This window comes from Shewanella psychrotolerans (genome assembly GCF_019457595.1).
In the GTDB taxonomy this organism is placed as follows: domain Bacteria; phylum Pseudomonadota; class Gammaproteobacteria; order Enterobacterales; family Shewanellaceae; genus Shewanella; species Shewanella psychrotolerans.
Map to the genome: position 1 here is coordinate 3,460,728 of NZ_CP080419.1, position 16,571 is coordinate 3,477,298.

Here is a 16,571-nt window from a genome sequence, read left to right on the forward strand (position 1 = left end):
TACAAAACAGCGGCATTCATGAAGAAAGAGAGAAAGATCAACCTAGGCAGACTATTAACGTTAATTATGTGAACCCAGTGATATTTAGAGTAAAAACTTAATGTATGCCAATCGTTACGCATTAATGAATCCTTACTGATTGTCAGCAACACCGACCCATTAACACGTAACAATAGCGGCCGTAATTTACAGCCCGTTTTGATATTGCTGATAGGTCGATTCTGGCACTAGGCTCGATAGCTTAACGCTAGCTTCACTTTGGCCATTAAGCAGGGCTTCGAACTGTTTAATTAACTCAATTTTGTCAGGAGACTGTCTGTCACCCGCGCCAATATTGGTCAGATCAATCATAAAGCCATCAAACATATCACCCAGATCATCAATAATATCCGTATTTAAAAACTGATCTTGGTTGTAAATGCTTGGGTAACCGGCTTTTTGCTTATCGATAGCAAAAGAGTCACCTTTGAGGTTTTTAATACTGGTCGACTTATCACACGACAACATACAACCGTTATCGATACGCGGCTTTTCACAGCCCACACTCTGCTGGAAGAAACACTGACGACTGGCCATCAACAAGATCGGGTGATAAATGCTATAGAACATCTTGAAGTTATCAGGTCTAGCGATCTGCTTAATCTGCTGTCTGTTTATCTCGTTTGAAATAAAGGCGCCGCTGCATCCAAATCCCTCTTGCAATGCCAGCAAGGCATAAGAGTTAGTGGTATTTAAAAATGGCCCAGCAATCCATTTAACCCCAAGTTGCTGGGCATGATAGGCTATACCCGTATTGTTGGTGACAATCAGCTCAGGCTTCACCTGCTGCAAAATATTCAGCGCAACATCAAAATCCTTACCGATTAATACTGGTGGAAACCAAGGGATCAACCGTGGGTTTTGCTGCAAGAAATCGACATACTTAGTACAGCCACGTTTGTAAGCATCGGGCAACTTAAAGTAGATATCGCCATCGGTCTCTTCGGCTAGTGCCACATCTGCTTCATCACAGATCAGCATCGACAGCGCAGGCTTCTGCCCTTCGGCTTTAGCATGATGCGCAAGTTTAGGTGGTTGCACCTCAGCAATCACCGCTATGCCATTATTTAAGTAGCTAAGCAGCTCATTTTTTAGGCTAGTGATCTCGCGAAACGGAATACTCAACCCCTCTTTTACCTGCTCGGTATCGAGTAGAACTAACTCATAGTTAGCGTTGTTGATATTTCTAAAGCGTTTTTCAATAGCCTCTTTGTCAACACTTATCTCCTCACTCGGTAGCATTAAGCTAGTCGAGGTGAACACCTTGGTTTGAGTGTTAGCAGCTTGCTCAGGCAACAGGCTATCACTTTGCTCGGTGACAACCGTTAAACGCAGTTGCTCGCCTTGCTCACTAGCAAAGTGCAAGCTGAGCCTGATCTTGTCGATACTCAAGTGAGCAATTTTTTCATCCACCGACGCATTGATCTCTTGTTTGTCTAGCTGCAGCTGCTGCTTAGCATCGTGAATTTGTACCACGGAGATCGACTCGCCTTTTTCGGCTTTGAGTTTATCGACCAAGTGATTCTTAGAGTTATCACGAGGGTTATCGATAAACATCGACTGGTTTAAGTCACCCCGTAAAAACGCATTGGTAAAGTCGCGGTTAAAGACCTTATATAAGCGCTCGCCATCTTGAGTCAGCTCACCGGTTTCAACATAGCCATCAATCTGCTTACGGAAACTATCGATCACAGTATGAACGTAGCTTGCCCCTTTAATCCGACCTTCCACTTTAAAAGAATAGACACCCGCTTCAATCAATGCTGGCAAGTCGAAAAATGCCGAATTATCTTTGATATTCAACGGGAAATTATGACCCGACCCTGTGGTTTCATACTCTTCACGACACGCTTGGCTGCAACGACCACGATTACCCGAGTTACCCGCGCTCGCAGAAGTTGAATAGCAAAGACCAGAAAACGCCACGCACAGCGAACCATGCACAAACACTTCTAGTAAGGTGTCATGCTCTTGGCCTACTTTGGCAAGCGCGGTGATCTCGCGAAGATTAAGCTCACGAGATAAGTTCACCCGACTCACGCCGAGGCCTTTTAAGAAAGGAATCTGCCCCGCATTATGGGTCGTCAGCTGAGTCGATGCATGAATATCGAGAGTCGGAAAGTACTTACGCAACACGTACAGTAAACCCATATCTTGCACAATCACGCCATCTAAGGTGGTGTTAACCAACTTATTCAATAACTTAAATAAGGTTTTAAACTCTTGCTCTAAGATGACAATATTGAGGGTTAAGAAAATTTGGCAATCATATTGATGGGCAAGCCTGATGATCCCCACAAGTTGATCGAATGAAATATTAGCGGCGCGATTACGGGCGTTAAACGTGTCTAAGCCGCAATACACAGCATCAGCACCTGCAATAATGGCGGCTTTTATGGCTTCAACATCACCACCAGGGGCTAATAATTCAATCTTGGGTTTCATCACTTTAACGGGTCTCTGTTAACGGTAAAGGGAGAATGGTACCCGTATATTTTGCCTATTAATATGGTTAATATCTCTCAATATAAGATTGAGCATTAGCAAACAGTTAAGTAACTCGCCAAGGAATAGTTTTTAAAAATGAATAAAAATAATGACTTACCTATCATCTATTCCCTAAGAAATTGCCCCTTTGCCATGCGAGCTCGAATCGCAATTTATAAATCTCAGCAGCCTGTATTGCTACGGGACCTAGTATTAAGTGATAAACCTGCTGAAATGTTGACCGCATCGCCCAAAGGTACGGTCCCCGTGTTGATCACGCCAAAAGGCACTGTAATAGAAGAGAGCTTTGAAATAATGTTGTGGGCGCTTAGCATGAGCGATCCAGACGATCTGCTGTTCACCGGCGATGAAAAGATGCTCGATAAGATGCTAGCCTTAATCTATCTATTTGATAGTCAGTTCAAGCGCTGCTTAGAAAATTACAAATGCGCTAAACGTTACAGCGAAACCAATATCATCGAATGCCGTGAAGCCTGTGAAGTCTATATCGCGCAGTTGGAGCGATTATTAACCGAGCATAAATACCTGATGGCCGACAGAGAGAGCCTTGCCGATATCGCCTTGCTGCCTTTTATCCGCCAATTTGCCCGCGTCGAGCGCCAGTGGTATCTGCACTCCCCTTATCCTCATGTTCGCCAGTGGCTCAACAGCTACCTGCAAAGCAAAATGTTCAGTAAAGTGATGGCCAAACATGAGTTGTGGCTACAAAATCGTACCGATCTACTATTCGGTGCTTGAGATAGAATAGTAAAAAGACTCACCCATAGGCTCCCCATCTATTAACTCAAATTAAGCTTGGCAAGCCATCTTAATTTCTTGAGCATAAGGCCAGTTTTGCCTACAATAGCGCACGTTTATTCATTAACAGACAACGATTATGAACGACACTATATCGCAACCAGCCTTACCGGATCGCCTTTCCGTTAATCCCCGTAGCCCACATTATGTGGCTGAAATATTCGAGCATGACATCGGCATTCGCCTTAATGGCAAAGAGCGTTTTGATGTAGAAGAGTATTGCATCAGCGAAGGCTGGGTAAAAATCCCAACAAAATCGTTAGACCGTCGTGGGCAACCACTGTTGATGACTCGAAAAGGCACAGTTGAAGCCTTTTATCGTTAATAGAATTTAGCGCCAACGCAAAAGCCAGCAGTCATTAACCGCTGGCTTTTTCATTTTATCACTATGGGCTTTATCCTCATCAGTATAGTGATCATCAAGCAAGCCTCCTATATCCATTAAAATTGAATGCTTTAGTACAGACAAACCTCAAAATATCAATATATTATTGTCGGCCACAGATAAGTTATCGATATCTACTTTAGTCCATATCTTTAAACGAATGTCTTTGCTACATTTAATAGTGAATCTGTATTGTTGTGAATTTGTAAAATCCGAGTTTAAGTAACAGTCTCATGGTTTCCAGGAGGAAGTTATGGTGAGATCGCTCATAACTTTAATCATATTTAGCCTACTGCCAATATTTTCTGTTAACGGAGAAGAACTGAAGTTTGCTGTTGTTCCCAAATTTTACAGCGTTTTTTTTGATCAAAGCGGAATCGGCTGTAAAGACGCAGCCGCCCAAATAAAAGGGGTAGAGTGTATCTATCGTGGACCTGACATTGCCAATGTAAGAGTACAAGATCAATTGATAAACCAACTGATCGATGAAGGGATAGACGGGATCGCTGTCGCCATAACCCAATCCAAATTTCTCGTTGAAAATAGCCTAAAAAGAGCCAAAGAAGCTGGGATCCCGATTATTACCTATGACTCTGATTTCGATGGCGACATCCAAGGAAAAGCAGCAGATTTTCGAGCGGCCTATATTGGCACAAACAATTTTGAACTCGGTAAATCATTAGGTGAACAGCTTAAAAAACTCCGGCCCAATGGCGGAACCCTCATCATGCAAACTGGGCGACCCGATTCTCCAAATTTAAATTTAAGATTGATGGGAGTGCGGTCCGCGCTATCAGGAAAAATATATGACACGCCGCCAGGAGACTTACTCAACAACGAGCAGGGTTGGACTGAAGTTAGGGAACCGTTTTTAAATTTCGACCAACTGGATCGAGCGGTGAAACAGATGGAGTCGGTGATGAAAGGCAAGCCTGTAAAAGCAGACTCCTTTATTGCCGTCGGTGGCTGGCCACAAAATAATGAAACCCTCTACCGTGAAATGATCGCACCGTATAAAGCAAAAGTTGATAACAAGGAAGTGATCATCATTATTACCGATGCATCTCCTTCACAATTAACCATGTTGAAAGATAACCTTGCTCACATCAATGTTGGTCAAAACCCTTATGAAATGGGCAGACAAGCAATTTTGACTCTGCATAAAATTGTGACTAAACAAGAATATGACGACATAATCTACACCCCTATGAAATTTTGTACTCCTGACAACTATGACTCCTGTGCCAAGATTGCCACGCCAGAACCCGCTGGGGATTAGCGATACAAGGCCCAATGGCGGCCATAACGTTGGTTAAACCTAAAACAACTCATCAGCAGGGCTGTCATCCCATCAACCCAACCAACAATCATCAGCACTAACATCCAGTAAAATACTCAGTACAAACGGCCTCTTACATAATGCCTTAAATAGAACTAGTGTAAGCCGAACACGCCAAACAACAAGCCGAACCAAATAGTGAGGGGTTGGTTTTTGGTTTGTACTTTCGGGTCGATCCCTGCAAGCGCTTCCAACCCTTGAGCAGCATGACATTGCGGGCAGATCGCCACATTAAGACCTATGCTCTCTCGGCACTGAGAACATTGCATGTCGATATACTGCGAAAAAGAGGCGTGATTGTTGGGCATTGCAAACTCCATTGTCATACGCAAGTAAAACGATAATCAAAAACGGCTCAAAATCTTTAACCGTCACTTTGACTAAATACTAAACATACATTATGCGTACAAGTGTGCGCTGAAATATAGGTGTACAGTTCACAAAACGAAAATAAAGCTGCGCAAAAAAGACACAAGCATGAAGCGAAAGATGGGGGAAGCGAGACACGCCATCACGACGCTAATTGGAGGTTGCTTTATCATTGTTCTGCATAGAAAATAACGCCTAAATGAATTACATCAAATCGCATAGGAGCGCCAACGGAATGATGACAAAATGGGCAATACGTTTTTTACAGATGGCCGAGCTCGTAGCATCTTGGAGTAAAGATCCCTCCACCCAAGTGGGCGCAGTGATCACCGAAAACAATCGCATCGTCTCACTCGGTTTTAACGGCTACCCTCACGGCATCTCAGATAGTGCCGAAACCGACAACCGTGAGATGAAGCTGCTTAAAACCCTGCACGCCGAAGAAAATGCTATTCTTCATGCTAAGCGCGACCTCAGCAGCTGTGAGATCTGGGTGACCCACTTCCCCTGCCCGAACTGCGCCGCCAAAATCATCCAAACAGGTTTACGTGCCGTACACAGCCCACAACCTAGTGAAGACTTCCTGTCACGCTGGGGCGATAAGATTAAGGTCAGCCAAGAGATGTTTGAGCAAGCTGGCGTTCAAGTCGATTGGATGCTGGTGGATTAACTAGACAACATTATGCAGTGAGGCAGAGTGAACCGATCAGGCGTTTGCACAGGTTCACTTTAGTTGCGAAGCCAGGGACAACATACAAGGAAGTTTCATGACGTTAAGTATTCTATACCCATTAATCATTGCACTAGTCGCTATCTTTCTTCTCCGATTGCTTACGCTATTAATCAAGCCTTCAAGGGATGCCAGCTACCACTATCGCAAACAAAAAGTGCTATTCACCGCAGCAGAACGCTCCTTCCTTGGCATACTCGACCAAGCCGTAGGTGACCAATATCGAATACTTGGCAAGGTTCGCATCGCCGATGTGCTTACGCCCGAAAAGGGCATGACCCGCAAACATTGGCAAATTGCCTTCAACAAAATCAGCAGCAAACACTTCGACTACGTACTATGCGACAAACAAACACTAGCCGTGGTTGCAGCCATAGAACTCGATGACAAGAGCCACAAGCAGACCAAAACACAACAACGCGACCAACTGGTCGAAGACGCCTGCCAAACCGCCGATCTTCCTCTCCTTCGATTCGACGCTAAACGCAGTTATCACATTGAAACGGTTCGCACTGTCATTCAATCCCAAATTAAGATAATAAGTACACAACCAGAAGTAGAAACGATCCCATTTATAACAGCTAGCCGAGAAAGTTAGTATTCATCAATAGATTCTTTTCAAGTAACTTACTCTAGCCGCACCATATCACAAGCCAAAATCAAATGACGTCCCTCTCCACGATAATTGCGTCGCTGACGATGATAAGACAATGAAGTTTGGGATTTTCACCGCGGAGTTGACTCCGGTCAAACTCCTTATTTCGAGCTATGTGAAAATTTCGAACTGAGGCGGTATTATTAAGTCTAATCAGCATAATGGCGTTACTGCCGATAATAAGACAAGGCGAATCGAAGGCTTTAGCCCGGAGTTGACTGGTGTCAATGAGGACTAGAGCCGAGGTTCAACGAAGTATTATCGAGGTTAAGTAGCCATTACTCAGATAAAGCAAAAAGGCCATGTTGATGTGCAACCGCATTAGCCACTGCTATTAGTCTCGCCTTTATCCCCTGCTCGATACCAACGCCGTCCTCAAGCAGATCATCGACTGCAATAAAAGCCCTGGTCGTTAGCTTGTCGCTGTCATACTGGTAGGCATAACCCGATTCGACGACCCAGCTATTTCCAAGAGCGGTCGCAGCCCTTTCTTCACTCTCTTCCAGTATGCCCGCCTGTGTTCCCGCTGGTGCGCTCGTCAGATGCTCGGCTTTCTCTGCTAGCGATCGAACCAAGGTAAAATCGAAAGACAAGATGAAGTCTTCATTACTGTACCAGTCCGCCTTTAGCGCCTGAAAGTTGATCCACATCTCCAGCTGAGTCAACAAAGGGTTAAGCGAACTCGAAAATTGGCCATCGGCCGCTACCGTAATGGGAAATCCTTGCTGCATATCTATGTTTTCCTCTGCCTTTTATTTTGCCTTTGCTGTTAGCGCTGATTTTGCTTTTCCATAGGCGGTTAGCCTTGGGTCACACTGGCGATAAACTTAGATTTTGCTGGCTAACCACCCCAGATGCAACCACAACCAATTAATAGCACCCAACAAAAAAGCAACCAGATGGTCGCTTTCTTAATACTTTAGATAACTAGCCAAACCAACATAATTGCGTCTCTGGCGAGAAACCCAAGCAGCGTAATGACGTTACTGCCGATAGTAAGACAAAAAAGCCGCTGCTTTTCGCCACGGAGTTGACTGCTGTCTATGAGTAGTGAAAAGTAGCGGCTGATGCCGTATTGCTGAGGTTAAGTAGCCATGACTTACTCGTAGTCGGAGGCGTAAGTCTCCTGATACGTATGCGAATAAAGCTCAAACAGATTTCCAAATGGGTCTTCTAGATACACCATCTTCGCCTGCTTGCTGTCATCTTCAGGGTGGTAGCGCATGATGTCCATACGCACTTTACCGCCAAACGCTTCGGTGCGCGCGATTGCGCCTTCAAAGTCATCGGTTTGCAGACAAAAATGGAAGATACCAAGGCGCGAGAAATCGACTTCGTGACGCTCAGCGCGATCTTTCATCTCAAACAATTCAACGCCGATGCCATCGCTGGTAACTAGGTGGGCAATATTAAAGCCTTTGAAGCCTTCGCCAAATACCGCAATACACATTCTACCTATCGCAGTTTCACGCTCTTCAACCACTTTGGTGTTGTTCATAACAATCTTTAAACCAAGCGCTTTCGTGTAAAACTCAACCGCCGTGTCCATGTCGCCAACCATAATACCTACATGATTCATTTTCATCATTTTGCTCCACACACTTAAATTAGATAACTCATTTGTTTCGATGGGAACAGTATATGGAGCACGAATGATTACGTAAAATTATCAATAATTATGATTATAAGTACGATTTGTTATCAATAAAACCAAGGCAGTGCCAGTTAAATAACCGTGAGTCGCTTTTAGCATCGATATGTAATGTGTAACTGATTACCTTATGACGTTTGCGCCTGCGCGCTAATGATAGCTTGGTCCCAATAGGGCGGTGAGCCATAGTAGCCATCGATAAAATCAATAAAACACCTCACCTTATTCGGTAGTAGTTTTCTATTGGCATAAACCGCATATAAACCTAAGGACTCAGGGGCGAACTCAGGCAATATTTCCACAAGTTCACCACGACTAATGGCGTCGCTTGCGATAAAAGTAGGTTGTAGCACGATACCCGCGCCGGCAATCGCCGCCCCCACTAGCACATCTCCATTATTACAATGAAATTGACCACTAGATTCACTATTTTTCACCCTGAGCCACTGGGATACCTCGTCCTTGCCCTCCATTTCCATGTAGCTGTAATGCAAGTAGCGGTGATGCTTTAAATCTTCAGGTTGGCGCGGAATGCCATGTTTTTTGAGGTATGCAGGCGCGGCGCATAACATTAACCGAATGGGCGCTACGGGTTTGGCAATAAGTGACGAGCTTTTAAGCCGCCCAATGCGCAGCGCAATATCGAAACCTTCATCGACAATATCGACTTTGCGATCGTTAAGCTGCAAATCGACATTAACTTGCGGGTACTGCAATTGGAACTCAGCAAGCAACTTGCTTAGATGTTTTAACGCGAATGATACCGGCGCACTTATCCTCAGGGTACCTTTGGGATTTTGTTGTAGGCCGCCTAATTGTGAGTCCATCTCATCGATACTTAATAGGATCTGCTGCGCATGCTGAAAGTAATGTGTACCTGCTTCGGTCAGGCTCACTTTACGTGTGGTACGATGCAGCAGTCGCACATCGAGGCGCTCTTCTAATTTAGACACGTATTTGCTCACCAGTTGCGGTGATAGCTGCATTGCGGTCGCAGCATTGCTGAAACTGCCTTCGGTCACGACCGAGACAAAGGCGCGCATGGCGTCGATTCTATCCATTACTTTAGTCCCTTTACTTAGCCCCTTTACTTAGCCTCATCGCTTAGCTAATTACAAACAATATGTTGATAATCATTCTTCAAAAGCCATATTACTCCCGCGTTATGTTGATAGTAAAGTGTGTTCATCCCGAGACGGGAACCGAATCAACTCAATTTAATGAAGGACACAAGTATGAACAGATCACTATTGAACACATTATTTGAAACGAATGCTGGGCTTGCAGGCTTGATACTCAGAGCACCCATTGGCCTAATTCTCGCCGCTCACGGCGCGCAGAAACTGTTTGCCTGGTTTGGTGGTTATGGCTTAGAAGGCACGGGGCAATGGATGGCGAGTATTGGCATGACGCCAGGTTATTTAATGGCGTTACTGGCTGGCAGCGCTGAGTTCTTTGGTGGTTTAGCCTTGGTGTTAGGCCTAGTGACTCGCCCTGCGGCAGCGGTGGCAGCCTTTACTATGCTAGTAGCGATATTCACTGTGCATATTAGCAATGGTCTATTTATGTCAAACAACGGCTATGAATATGCACTAACACTCTTGGTCGCACTCCTTGCTATAGTCGTACAAGGTGCTGGTTCGCTAAGCCTTGATAAACTTATCGCCAACAAACTGAACCGCTAGACCATCTAGCGCATCTAAAACACAAGCCCCAATCGCGGCTTAGGCCGCGGCGAAATTGATATCTGAGGGACTGCGGTGATATTGCATGGAGACAGTATGAATAACCTAAACATCGCTTTTATTTCCCACGGTGGTGGCCCAATGCCGTTACTTGATGACCCTGCTCACGCTGATTTAGTGGTTTATCTTAAATCACTTGCTCGCAAACTAGCACGCCCCAGCGCCATTTTAGTGATTAGCGCCCACTGGGAGGAGTCGGTGGCGACAATCACCGCCAGCCCTAACCCAAAAATGCTCTACGATTATTCAGGTTTTCCGGCCGACAGCTATCAGTTGCAATACCCAAGCCCGGGAGAGCCAATACTCGCTGAAAAAATACAAAAAGCGTTACAAAGTGCCGATATTACCGCGAAATTAGATTATCAGCGCGGCTATGATCACGGCATGTTTGTACCATTAATCTTGATGTATCCCGAGGCCGATATTCCAGTAATCCAACTGTCACTGGTCAACACCCTCGATGCAGCGCAGCATCTGAACATAGGCAAAGCATTACAGGCCCTAGATCACGATAATTTATTAGTGATAGGTTCTGGGTTTTCATTTCATAATATGCGAGAGTTTTTTGCGCCGAACACCGAGGATCGCCAGGTTAAAAACCACCAGTTTGAACACTGGCTGCAGACAACTTTGAGCGATAAGCAGCTCACCGAAGCGGCACGAACCCAAGCAATGGTAGATTGGATCAGCGCCCCTCATGCCCGCTATTGTCAGCCTCGTGAAGAGCACTTGCTGCCACTTCACGTGTGCTACGGTTTAGCTGGTCGTGCCAGCGATGAGCATCAAAACGTCACCATTTTTAACAAACAATCCAGCTCGTTTGTGTGGCACAGCCAAGCAGAAAGTTCACCCAGCTAGCTATTGTTAAACAGAGGCTTTGCTCATCAATGAAAGCTTGATGCATAAATGTGCGACACGCTTTCCAGCCACCAACAAAAAAGCGAACCCTAAGGTTCGCTTTTTAATCTCTAAAGCACATATACCCTATCAGACTAGAAGTCCCAATCCAGAGAAAAACGATTACCCGCAGGTAAAATCGGCTCCACAGTCTTTTTATACTTAGCTTTCACACGCCCCTTACTTTGACCAATCGACTTTAATTGATTAAATCCGGGCGTTGCATCAGCAATGTAATTATCTTGATAGTAATGCCGAGAAAGCGCCCCCAGACTATAGGCTGCTGCTGGCGCCATGTCGGTATAAAGCAAGCGAGTAAAACTAGCAACAAAAGTATCGGCTTGGCTTTTAGACAAGTGCTTGAAGGTCTTTATTTGTAACTTAGCCATCAAGATTAAATACTGGGCTTCATCTTTCGAATCGGCTTGAAAATGATGATGCTCTAAAATAGTTAACGCCGCCTTTGGATTGGCGGTTTTTAACGCACTTGTCGCTTGCTTAAGGTATTGTTCATCAAGTGATTCACGAGGAGTTGTGTTACTGTCCGCCAATATTTGAGTCATCACAACAGTAAAATCATTCTGTGCTACCGCAGCACAAATATCTATCCACTGTAATGTCGACATGTGATATTGGTAAGCGCTATCAAATGCCGTATTTGGCGTATCATCAGCCTTTAATGGCAACACCCGGCAACCAAACTGCAAAGCCAGCTCAATTTCTTTTATCACCTCACTCGAACCAGTGTAATTAACTCGAGCATCACCCATTGAGTTTTTTGTACAGAGTACCAAAAACAGTTCCGCTTCATTTAAGCCTTTAGGAATACGGGCCGCATAATGTTCGCCACCCGCAATTTTTTCCTGATCAAACCATACTTGATGACCACAATTTTCTAAACTTGCCTTGAGTGACAAGGCAAGCGCACGATCTTTTGAGCTGTAACTAAGAAACAAGTTCTTCATTGCGTTCCTGCTTATGCAGCTTGAGTTGATGACGGATATTCTTAATTGCCTCTTCAGCTTTATTCGTTGAGATCTCGCTATCTAAAGCCGCATTATCTTTATCCATGGATTTGATTTGAGTTTCAATATCATCTAACTCTTCTTCACGTTCCTCTTCATCCATGTCGGTGTCTTCAAGTATGCTTTTCTTTCTCGCTTCCAGCGCCTTCAAAATAGAATGGTTGCTCACTCTCTCTTTCTCTTCGTTATCTTTCGCAGCTTCTACAATACTTCGTAAACTATCTTGAGTAAGAATAGTTAATCGAATCTTATCGCCGCTACTCACAACGAGATTAACGTCAATTGCTGAAATCGTCTTTTTACCAATACCAGTTTGACGCTCTACATCGTCCTTATTAACTGTGGTCACATCTTTATAGAAAAAGCTTTTTGACGATTTACCGCTCAATTCTTTGTTAATAAAGTCATAAAAACCGGTAAACAAATCAATTTTGTCTGCGGTTAAGAAAATAAATTGGATATATTGAACGGCAAAAACCAATGATCCATTTTTATCTCCCCAGAAACTAAATTCATTTTCACCACGTAGCTTAGTTAATGCTGGAGCACGCCTTTCATCAGACTGAATCAATGCCCAATCACTTAATACAATGGCTTCGTGATTAGAGTAAATAACATCTTCTTTTTCTAAACCACAGCTATGAAGCGCTTGTTTTTCGATCTCATTTTCAATAATACTTTGAATGGTAGCATTAACAGATTCACCACTATAGAGGTTACGATTCTTTCTTAGCGGTACACTCTTCCATAATTGAGCGCGATGGGCTTTTACCTTGTCAATTAACAGACAATACTCGGGTAAAAGTGCATTAAGTATCGTTAAGTTTCCTGTTTCCAAAAGCTGCAATGTTTTTTGACTTCTGTTTTTCATGAAAAAGATCAAACACAATAACAACGGCAGACCTGCTGCCCCAGCACAAATAATCATAACAACATCGAGCTTAAGAGGCCTGAATCCAGAAACATAATCACCCGCTAACTGATTAAACAAGTCTGGTGCATTAGCCTCAGTGCATAAAACGGCACCAACGCCAGCAACAACTAAGGTTAAAAACAGCATCACTAAGCTAATAATCTTATTAAAGCCACGCTTTTTCTTGTGAACTTCCAGCGCTTCTTGTGCTGTCTCAATTTTGTGATTAAGCACCTTTTCTGCCGAACGAGCCGCTTTCACCTCTCTTTTCATCGCAGTGGTCAGTTCTCGCGGAATAGGACGATTAAAAAAGTCCCATATCTCTTTTTGTTTGGCATCGTTATCAAAGTTCAGCTTTTGCGACTCCAGTTCCCGAGCTGGCACTAAAAAACTTTTGCTTTCATTGCTACCGATAAAATTTCTTAAATGAGGGTAATGGTTAATTGTTGGCTGCTTTTCAATATGCAGTTCAACCTGAGTCAATGCTTTTGATAGAGCGGCAAATAAGTCAGAGACTTCGGCCGAGTTAACATGCGAATCAATCCGTGTACCATCGTTTTGCCATAATGAGACTTGCTCATTAGCGTTTTTAATCAGCAATTGCTGCTCAGCCACTTTCTCTATGAAGCCATTTTCAAATGAGAAGTTAAAATTAAATCGCTTTAAACTTTGCCCTGAGTCCGACCAAAGTGTTGGGTTTTCACCTTCACTCCAGGTTAACCAATTACCACTACTTAGTTGGCAGAGGGAATTTAACGGCTTTTTTTGCCCTTTTAACTGCACAACTTGATCGCCAGAAAAACGGAAAATGCTGATACCTTCTGGCTCACTGATGGCTAGCTGCTTTTGGTTAGCGAAGAATTGTATTGAGTCAAAATTGTCAATTTTCGCTTCAATCGTTGAATAGCAGACGCTCAATCTAGGATTCCAAAAACGTAAGCTGCCATCTTTACTTGCCGTGACTATATTGCCATCAGTAAGCTCAAACACACCGATAATCACATCGTCATGCTCATCAAGGCTAGCAATATGTTCACCATAGAATTTAAACACCTGCACGGTGTGATCTAAGCTAACTGTAATAAAGTGGCCGCTATTAGCTTTATGCTGCAGAGGAATAACTGCAGTCACCTTGTCTTGGTGTATATCAATAGTCTGATGAATATCTTCATCTTCACATATCAAATCAAATTCATGGCTATTGTGCCACTCAACTTGGTAATCGTTACTTACCGCTAACTTGAATCGTGTTTTTTCGACTTCTGCTAAAGTTTTGGTGGGGTAACGCCCTAATACTGGTGAACTCATTATCTCTATTCCCTGCTACTTCAGATATTCTATTGTTTTTGCTTTAAATCATTATTCATCTCTGAACTTGTCCAAGAGACATGTTCAAACATGGCCTCCCTCGCGAGATCTAATAACATTAGTTTTTTTGACGGCGTTAACTGACCTTCCAGTAACACCAGCGCTCGGCAGTATAGATCCTCAAGGCTTTCATAGCCTTTTGCGGTCATCTCATAACCTGCAAGCTCACTCCACAACATAATCAAACCAGCCATCATTAAGCTGTATTGAAGTATCAACATCAGCCATTCGTTAACTTGAGTGAATACGGTTAATTGCATTGTTAACTGCAGCAACATCAACACCAGCAATACAATGCCAATACCAATAGAGCCGTAAAAAAAACCTCGAGCATATCGGTTTGCCATACTGGCGGCATACCGAGGACGTTTATAAATAAGCTCTTTAAATGAGTTCGAACTTAACTGGAGTCTTGAATTTAAAAAGCCAAGTTGATCTCGCAGCCACTTTTGTTCGATATCTTGTCGCTGAAATGGAGTTGGATGACGCCACCAGTCCAGCTCAGCGACACTAATGGCATGGTTAAGTAAAGGTAAATGTAATCTAAAACGACGCGGAATAAGCGTTGTAGATGAGGGGTCAATATCGGCCATATTCAAAAAACCACGAATACGCATTGCCTCAGCTACACCTCGTGCAAGTTGATAATTCCATTTCATGTCTTTCTTGGCCGTCTGCTTGATGACCCACCAACAGCTTAAAATCACCAAAAAAATCAATGCAAATATGCCCAAACCAATTTCAGAGTTAACCCAGTTTCCAGCAATTTCATATAAGCCATACCCTGGTATAGCCAATAAAAAGAACATTAATACAAATTTTCGATATTCAGCTTGAGACGCTAATGCAAGCGCGTCGGCAGTTTTAAAAATAGGAGCCGTGTCTTTTAAGCCAATACCCTCGTCTATTATTTGCTTTGCACTGTGTTGACGCGCCTTGGCATTATGCACCGTCAACTCAGCCACTAACTTAACAAACTCTTTAGATAAGAAATCTTTTAAGTAATTATCATTTTGCTCATTTTTACGCAGACTTGAATACAACTTACCAACCGATACGCCAGTATTACCTTGGGTATGCTCAATAAATTCAAATACTGGAGCTGCATTAAACGATTCATTTTGTGTCAACCGAGAAACACAGATGTGATGCACTAAACCTGAGGTTTGACCATCAAAGTCAGAGGTAGGTTGTAATGCGGGATTTTCGGTTCCTGGCGGCCAAGTCACTTCGGCCCCAAGTTTATACATCACAATATCAGCGGTACCACCAACACCCTGTGAGGGTTTACCATCCCATAGCGACAGTAATACATTGCTGTATTTGGAGATAAAAAGGCCTTGATTAAGATATAAGCTGTTGCGTAACGGTCCATAAGATTGATCAACAATGGCAGTATTATAATCTTCATCACTCAAGCTATGACGCACTTCAATAAGTTGATTATTGTTTAACTCAAGCGCTGCGATAACGTTATTCAATTGCTCAACGGCATCGGGGGCATAACTCGCCCCTTTAAAGTCCGTTTGAAAATTAGCTAAGGGCATGGGTAAACAGCCAATAACTTTAAATGCACCAAGCTCAGCGGATTGTTGCATCTCTAACGCCACTTCAGCGGCGAGTAAATCAGCGCCAGCAGCCAAACCAGTCATTAGCCAAATGGGAGTATTAGGGCCAACTACCTCACGCCAATACAACAGCGCTTGGCGAACATCATCTTTATAAGGTGTTTGTTGTTCTGAATTGGTTGAATTATGTATGTCACGATGTCCAGTAACACCAATAATAAACGGTAGACAGTTTTCTAATACATCATTGTGAGGGGCGCCCATTAAATCTACTAATCCATTAAAAACGCAGTGTTAATATACTAACCAGAGCTAGAGAAAAGTGAAACCACATTTTAATAAACAGAATTGGCCAAATCAAAAAAGTGTGACTCAAAAAGGTAACTATCTATAATCGAAGTCGATATATAACCTCAAAATCAGCTCAGAAATTATCAGTAAAACTGAATTAAACTGACTCTTAATCTACTTGTTGCCAACTAATTATTAATTCTGTAATTGCGTACTGATCATAGCTTGATTCGGTAATTTCCCCCTATTTAGAAATATGCGATAACTTCTACAAGTTCCACAATCCCGCC

At 43.4% G+C, this 16,571-nt stretch carries 15 protein-coding genes; 7 read left to right on the forward strand and 8 right to left on the reverse strand.

Annotated elements, in window-relative coordinates:
- Positions 1 to 186 precede the first annotated feature (186 nt).
- A complete protein-coding gene (locus tag K0I62_RS15270) occupies positions 187 to 2,484 on the reverse strand; it encodes a peptidase U32 family protein (RefSeq protein ID WP_220068921.1) in 2,298 nt (765 codons plus the stop codon).
- Positions 2,485 to 2,622: 138 nt separating this feature from the next.
- Between K0I62_RS15270 and K0I62_RS15275 the strand changes: the two genes are divergently transcribed.
- The 3 genes from K0I62_RS15275 to K0I62_RS15285 all read left to right on the forward strand — a co-directional run bounded on the left by K0I62_RS15275 (position 2,623) and on the right by K0I62_RS15285 (position 5,009).
- Positions 2,623 to 3,285, forward strand: a complete 663-nt coding sequence (locus tag K0I62_RS15275) for a glutathione S-transferase (protein ID WP_220068922.1) — start codon at positions 2,623 to 2,625, stop codon at positions 3,283 to 3,285.
- A 139-nt stretch (positions 3,286 to 3,424) separates the two neighbouring features.
- Positions 3,425 to 3,670, forward strand: coding sequence for a DUF3297 family protein (locus K0I62_RS15280; RefSeq protein WP_220068923.1), 246 nt, complete (start codon positions 3,425 to 3,427; stop codon positions 3,668 to 3,670).
- 313 nt (positions 3,671 to 3,983) lie between these two features.
- Positions 3,984 to 5,009: a substrate-binding domain-containing protein gene (locus K0I62_RS15285; RefSeq protein ID WP_220068924.1), complete on the forward strand. Its 1,026-nt coding sequence runs from the start codon at positions 3,984 to 3,986 to the stop codon at positions 5,007 to 5,009.
- A gap of 155 nt (positions 5,010 to 5,164) precedes the next feature.
- Here K0I62_RS15285 and K0I62_RS19285 read toward each other — a convergent pair whose 3' ends face one another.
- Positions 5,165 to 5,377 carry a hypothetical protein gene (locus K0I62_RS19285; RefSeq protein WP_258405011.1) on the reverse strand — a complete coding sequence of 71 codons (213 nt, stop codon included), beginning with the start codon at positions 5,375 to 5,377 and terminating at the stop codon, positions 5,165 to 5,167.
- A 296-nt stretch (positions 5,378 to 5,673) separates the two neighbouring features.
- On the opposite strand from K0I62_RS19285, the gene K0I62_RS15295 reads away from it, so the two are divergent.
- Positions 5,674 to 6,108 (forward strand): dCMP deaminase family protein, encoded by a 435-nt coding sequence (locus K0I62_RS15295; protein ID WP_220068925.1) that lies wholly within the window; start codon positions 5,674 to 5,676, stop codon positions 6,106 to 6,108.
- A gap of 97 nt (positions 6,109 to 6,205) precedes the next feature.
- On the forward strand, positions 6,206 to 6,766 hold the full coding sequence (locus K0I62_RS15300; RefSeq protein ID WP_220068926.1) for a DUF2726 domain-containing protein: 561 nt from the start codon (positions 6,206 to 6,208) through the stop codon (positions 6,764 to 6,766).
- Between the two features lie 335 nt (positions 6,767 to 7,101).
- Here K0I62_RS15300 and K0I62_RS15305 read toward each other — a convergent pair whose 3' ends face one another.
- The 3 genes from K0I62_RS15305 to K0I62_RS15315 all read right to left on the reverse strand — a co-directional run bounded on the left by K0I62_RS15305 (position 7,102) and on the right by K0I62_RS15315 (position 9,535).
- A complete protein-coding gene (locus tag K0I62_RS15305) occupies positions 7,102 to 7,554 on the reverse strand; it encodes a hypothetical protein (protein ID WP_220068927.1) in 453 nt (150 codons plus the stop codon).
- Positions 7,555 to 7,922: 368 nt separating this feature from the next.
- On the reverse strand, positions 7,923 to 8,408 hold the full coding sequence (locus K0I62_RS15310) for a VOC family protein (protein ID WP_220071411.1): 486 nt from the start codon (positions 8,406 to 8,408) through the stop codon (positions 7,923 to 7,925).
- Between the two features lie 194 nt (positions 8,409 to 8,602).
- A complete protein-coding gene (locus K0I62_RS15315) occupies positions 8,603 to 9,535 on the reverse strand; it encodes a LysR family transcriptional regulator (protein WP_220068928.1) in 933 nt (310 codons plus the stop codon).
- A 174-nt stretch (positions 9,536 to 9,709) separates the two neighbouring features.
- Between K0I62_RS15315 and K0I62_RS15320 the strand changes: the two genes are divergently transcribed.
- On the forward strand, positions 9,710 to 10,159 hold the full coding sequence (locus K0I62_RS15320; RefSeq protein WP_220068929.1) for a DoxX family protein: 450 nt from the start codon (positions 9,710 to 9,712) through the stop codon (positions 10,157 to 10,159).
- Between the two features lie 96 nt (positions 10,160 to 10,255).
- Entirely contained in the window at positions 10,256 to 11,077 is an 822-nt protein-coding gene (locus tag K0I62_RS15325; RefSeq protein WP_220068930.1) for a DODA-type extradiol aromatic ring-opening family dioxygenase, read from the forward strand.
- Between the two features lie 134 nt (positions 11,078 to 11,211).
- Here the strand turns inward: K0I62_RS15325 and K0I62_RS15330 are convergent, their stop codons facing one another.
- The 3 genes from K0I62_RS15330 to K0I62_RS15340 all read right to left on the reverse strand — a co-directional run bounded on the left by K0I62_RS15330 (position 11,212) and on the right by K0I62_RS15340 (position 16,254).
- Positions 11,212 to 12,081, reverse strand: coding sequence for a toll/interleukin-1 receptor domain-containing protein (locus K0I62_RS15330; RefSeq protein WP_220068931.1), 870 nt, complete (start codon positions 12,079 to 12,081; stop codon positions 11,212 to 11,214).
- Positions 12,062 to 14,056 carry a WD40 repeat domain-containing protein gene (locus K0I62_RS15335; RefSeq protein ID WP_220068932.1) on the reverse strand — a complete coding sequence of 665 codons (1,995 nt, stop codon included), beginning with the start codon at positions 14,054 to 14,056 and terminating at the stop codon, positions 12,062 to 12,064. Before K0I62_RS15335 ends, K0I62_RS15330 begins: the two co-directional genes overlap by 20 nt.
- Before the next feature lie 335 nt (positions 14,057 to 14,391).
- On the reverse strand, positions 14,392 to 16,254 hold the full coding sequence (locus K0I62_RS15340) for a hypothetical protein (protein WP_220068933.1): 1,863 nt from the start codon (positions 16,252 to 16,254) through the stop codon (positions 14,392 to 14,394).
- Positions 16,255 to 16,571 lie beyond the last annotated feature (317 nt).

What these genes read in the sequence shown, in the direction of transcription:
- K0I62_RS15340 (WP_220068933.1), bottom strand. Translation starts at nt 16,254, where the DNA reads ATGGGCGCCCCTCACAATGATGTATTAGAAAACTGTCTACCGTTTATT.
- K0I62_RS19285 (WP_258405011.1), bottom strand. Translation starts at nt 5,377, where the DNA reads ATGCCCAACAATCACGCCTCTTTTTCGCAGTATATCGACATGCAATGT.
- K0I62_RS15295 (WP_220068925.1), top strand. Translation starts at nt 5,674, where the DNA reads ATGATGACAAAATGGGCAATACGTTTTTTACAGATGGCCGAGCTCGTA.
- K0I62_RS15320 (WP_220068929.1), top strand. Translation starts at nt 9,710, where the DNA reads ATGAACAGATCACTATTGAACACATTATTTGAAACGAATGCTGGGCTT.
- K0I62_RS15280 (WP_220068923.1), top strand. Translation starts at nt 3,425, where the DNA reads ATGAACGACACTATATCGCAACCAGCCTTACCGGATCGCCTTTCCGTT.
- K0I62_RS15325 (WP_220068930.1), top strand. Translation starts at nt 10,256, where the DNA reads ATGAATAACCTAAACATCGCTTTTATTTCCCACGGTGGTGGCCCAATG.
- K0I62_RS15275 (WP_220068922.1), top strand. Translation starts at nt 2,623, where the DNA reads ATGAATAAAAATAATGACTTACCTATCATCTATTCCCTAAGAAATTGC.
- K0I62_RS15310 (WP_220071411.1), bottom strand. Translation starts at nt 8,408, where the DNA reads ATGAAAATGAATCATGTAGGTATTATGGTTGGCGACATGGACACGGCG.
- K0I62_RS15330 (WP_220068931.1), bottom strand. Translation starts at nt 12,081, where the DNA reads ATGAAGAACTTGTTTCTTAGTTACAGCTCAAAAGATCGTGCGCTTGCC.
- K0I62_RS15305 (WP_220068927.1), bottom strand. Translation starts at nt 7,554, where the DNA reads ATGCAGCAAGGATTTCCCATTACGGTAGCGGCCGATGGCCAATTTTCG.
- K0I62_RS15270 (WP_220068921.1), bottom strand. Translation starts at nt 2,484, where the DNA reads ATGAAACCCAAGATTGAATTATTAGCCCCTGGTGGTGATGTTGAAGCC.
- K0I62_RS15285 (WP_220068924.1), top strand. Translation starts at nt 3,984, where the DNA reads ATGGTGAGATCGCTCATAACTTTAATCATATTTAGCCTACTGCCAATA.
- K0I62_RS15300 (WP_220068926.1), top strand. Translation starts at nt 6,206, where the DNA reads ATGACGTTAAGTATTCTATACCCATTAATCATTGCACTAGTCGCTATC.
- K0I62_RS15315 (WP_220068928.1), bottom strand. Translation starts at nt 9,535, where the DNA reads ATGGATAGAATCGACGCCATGCGCGCCTTTGTCTCGGTCGTGACCGAA.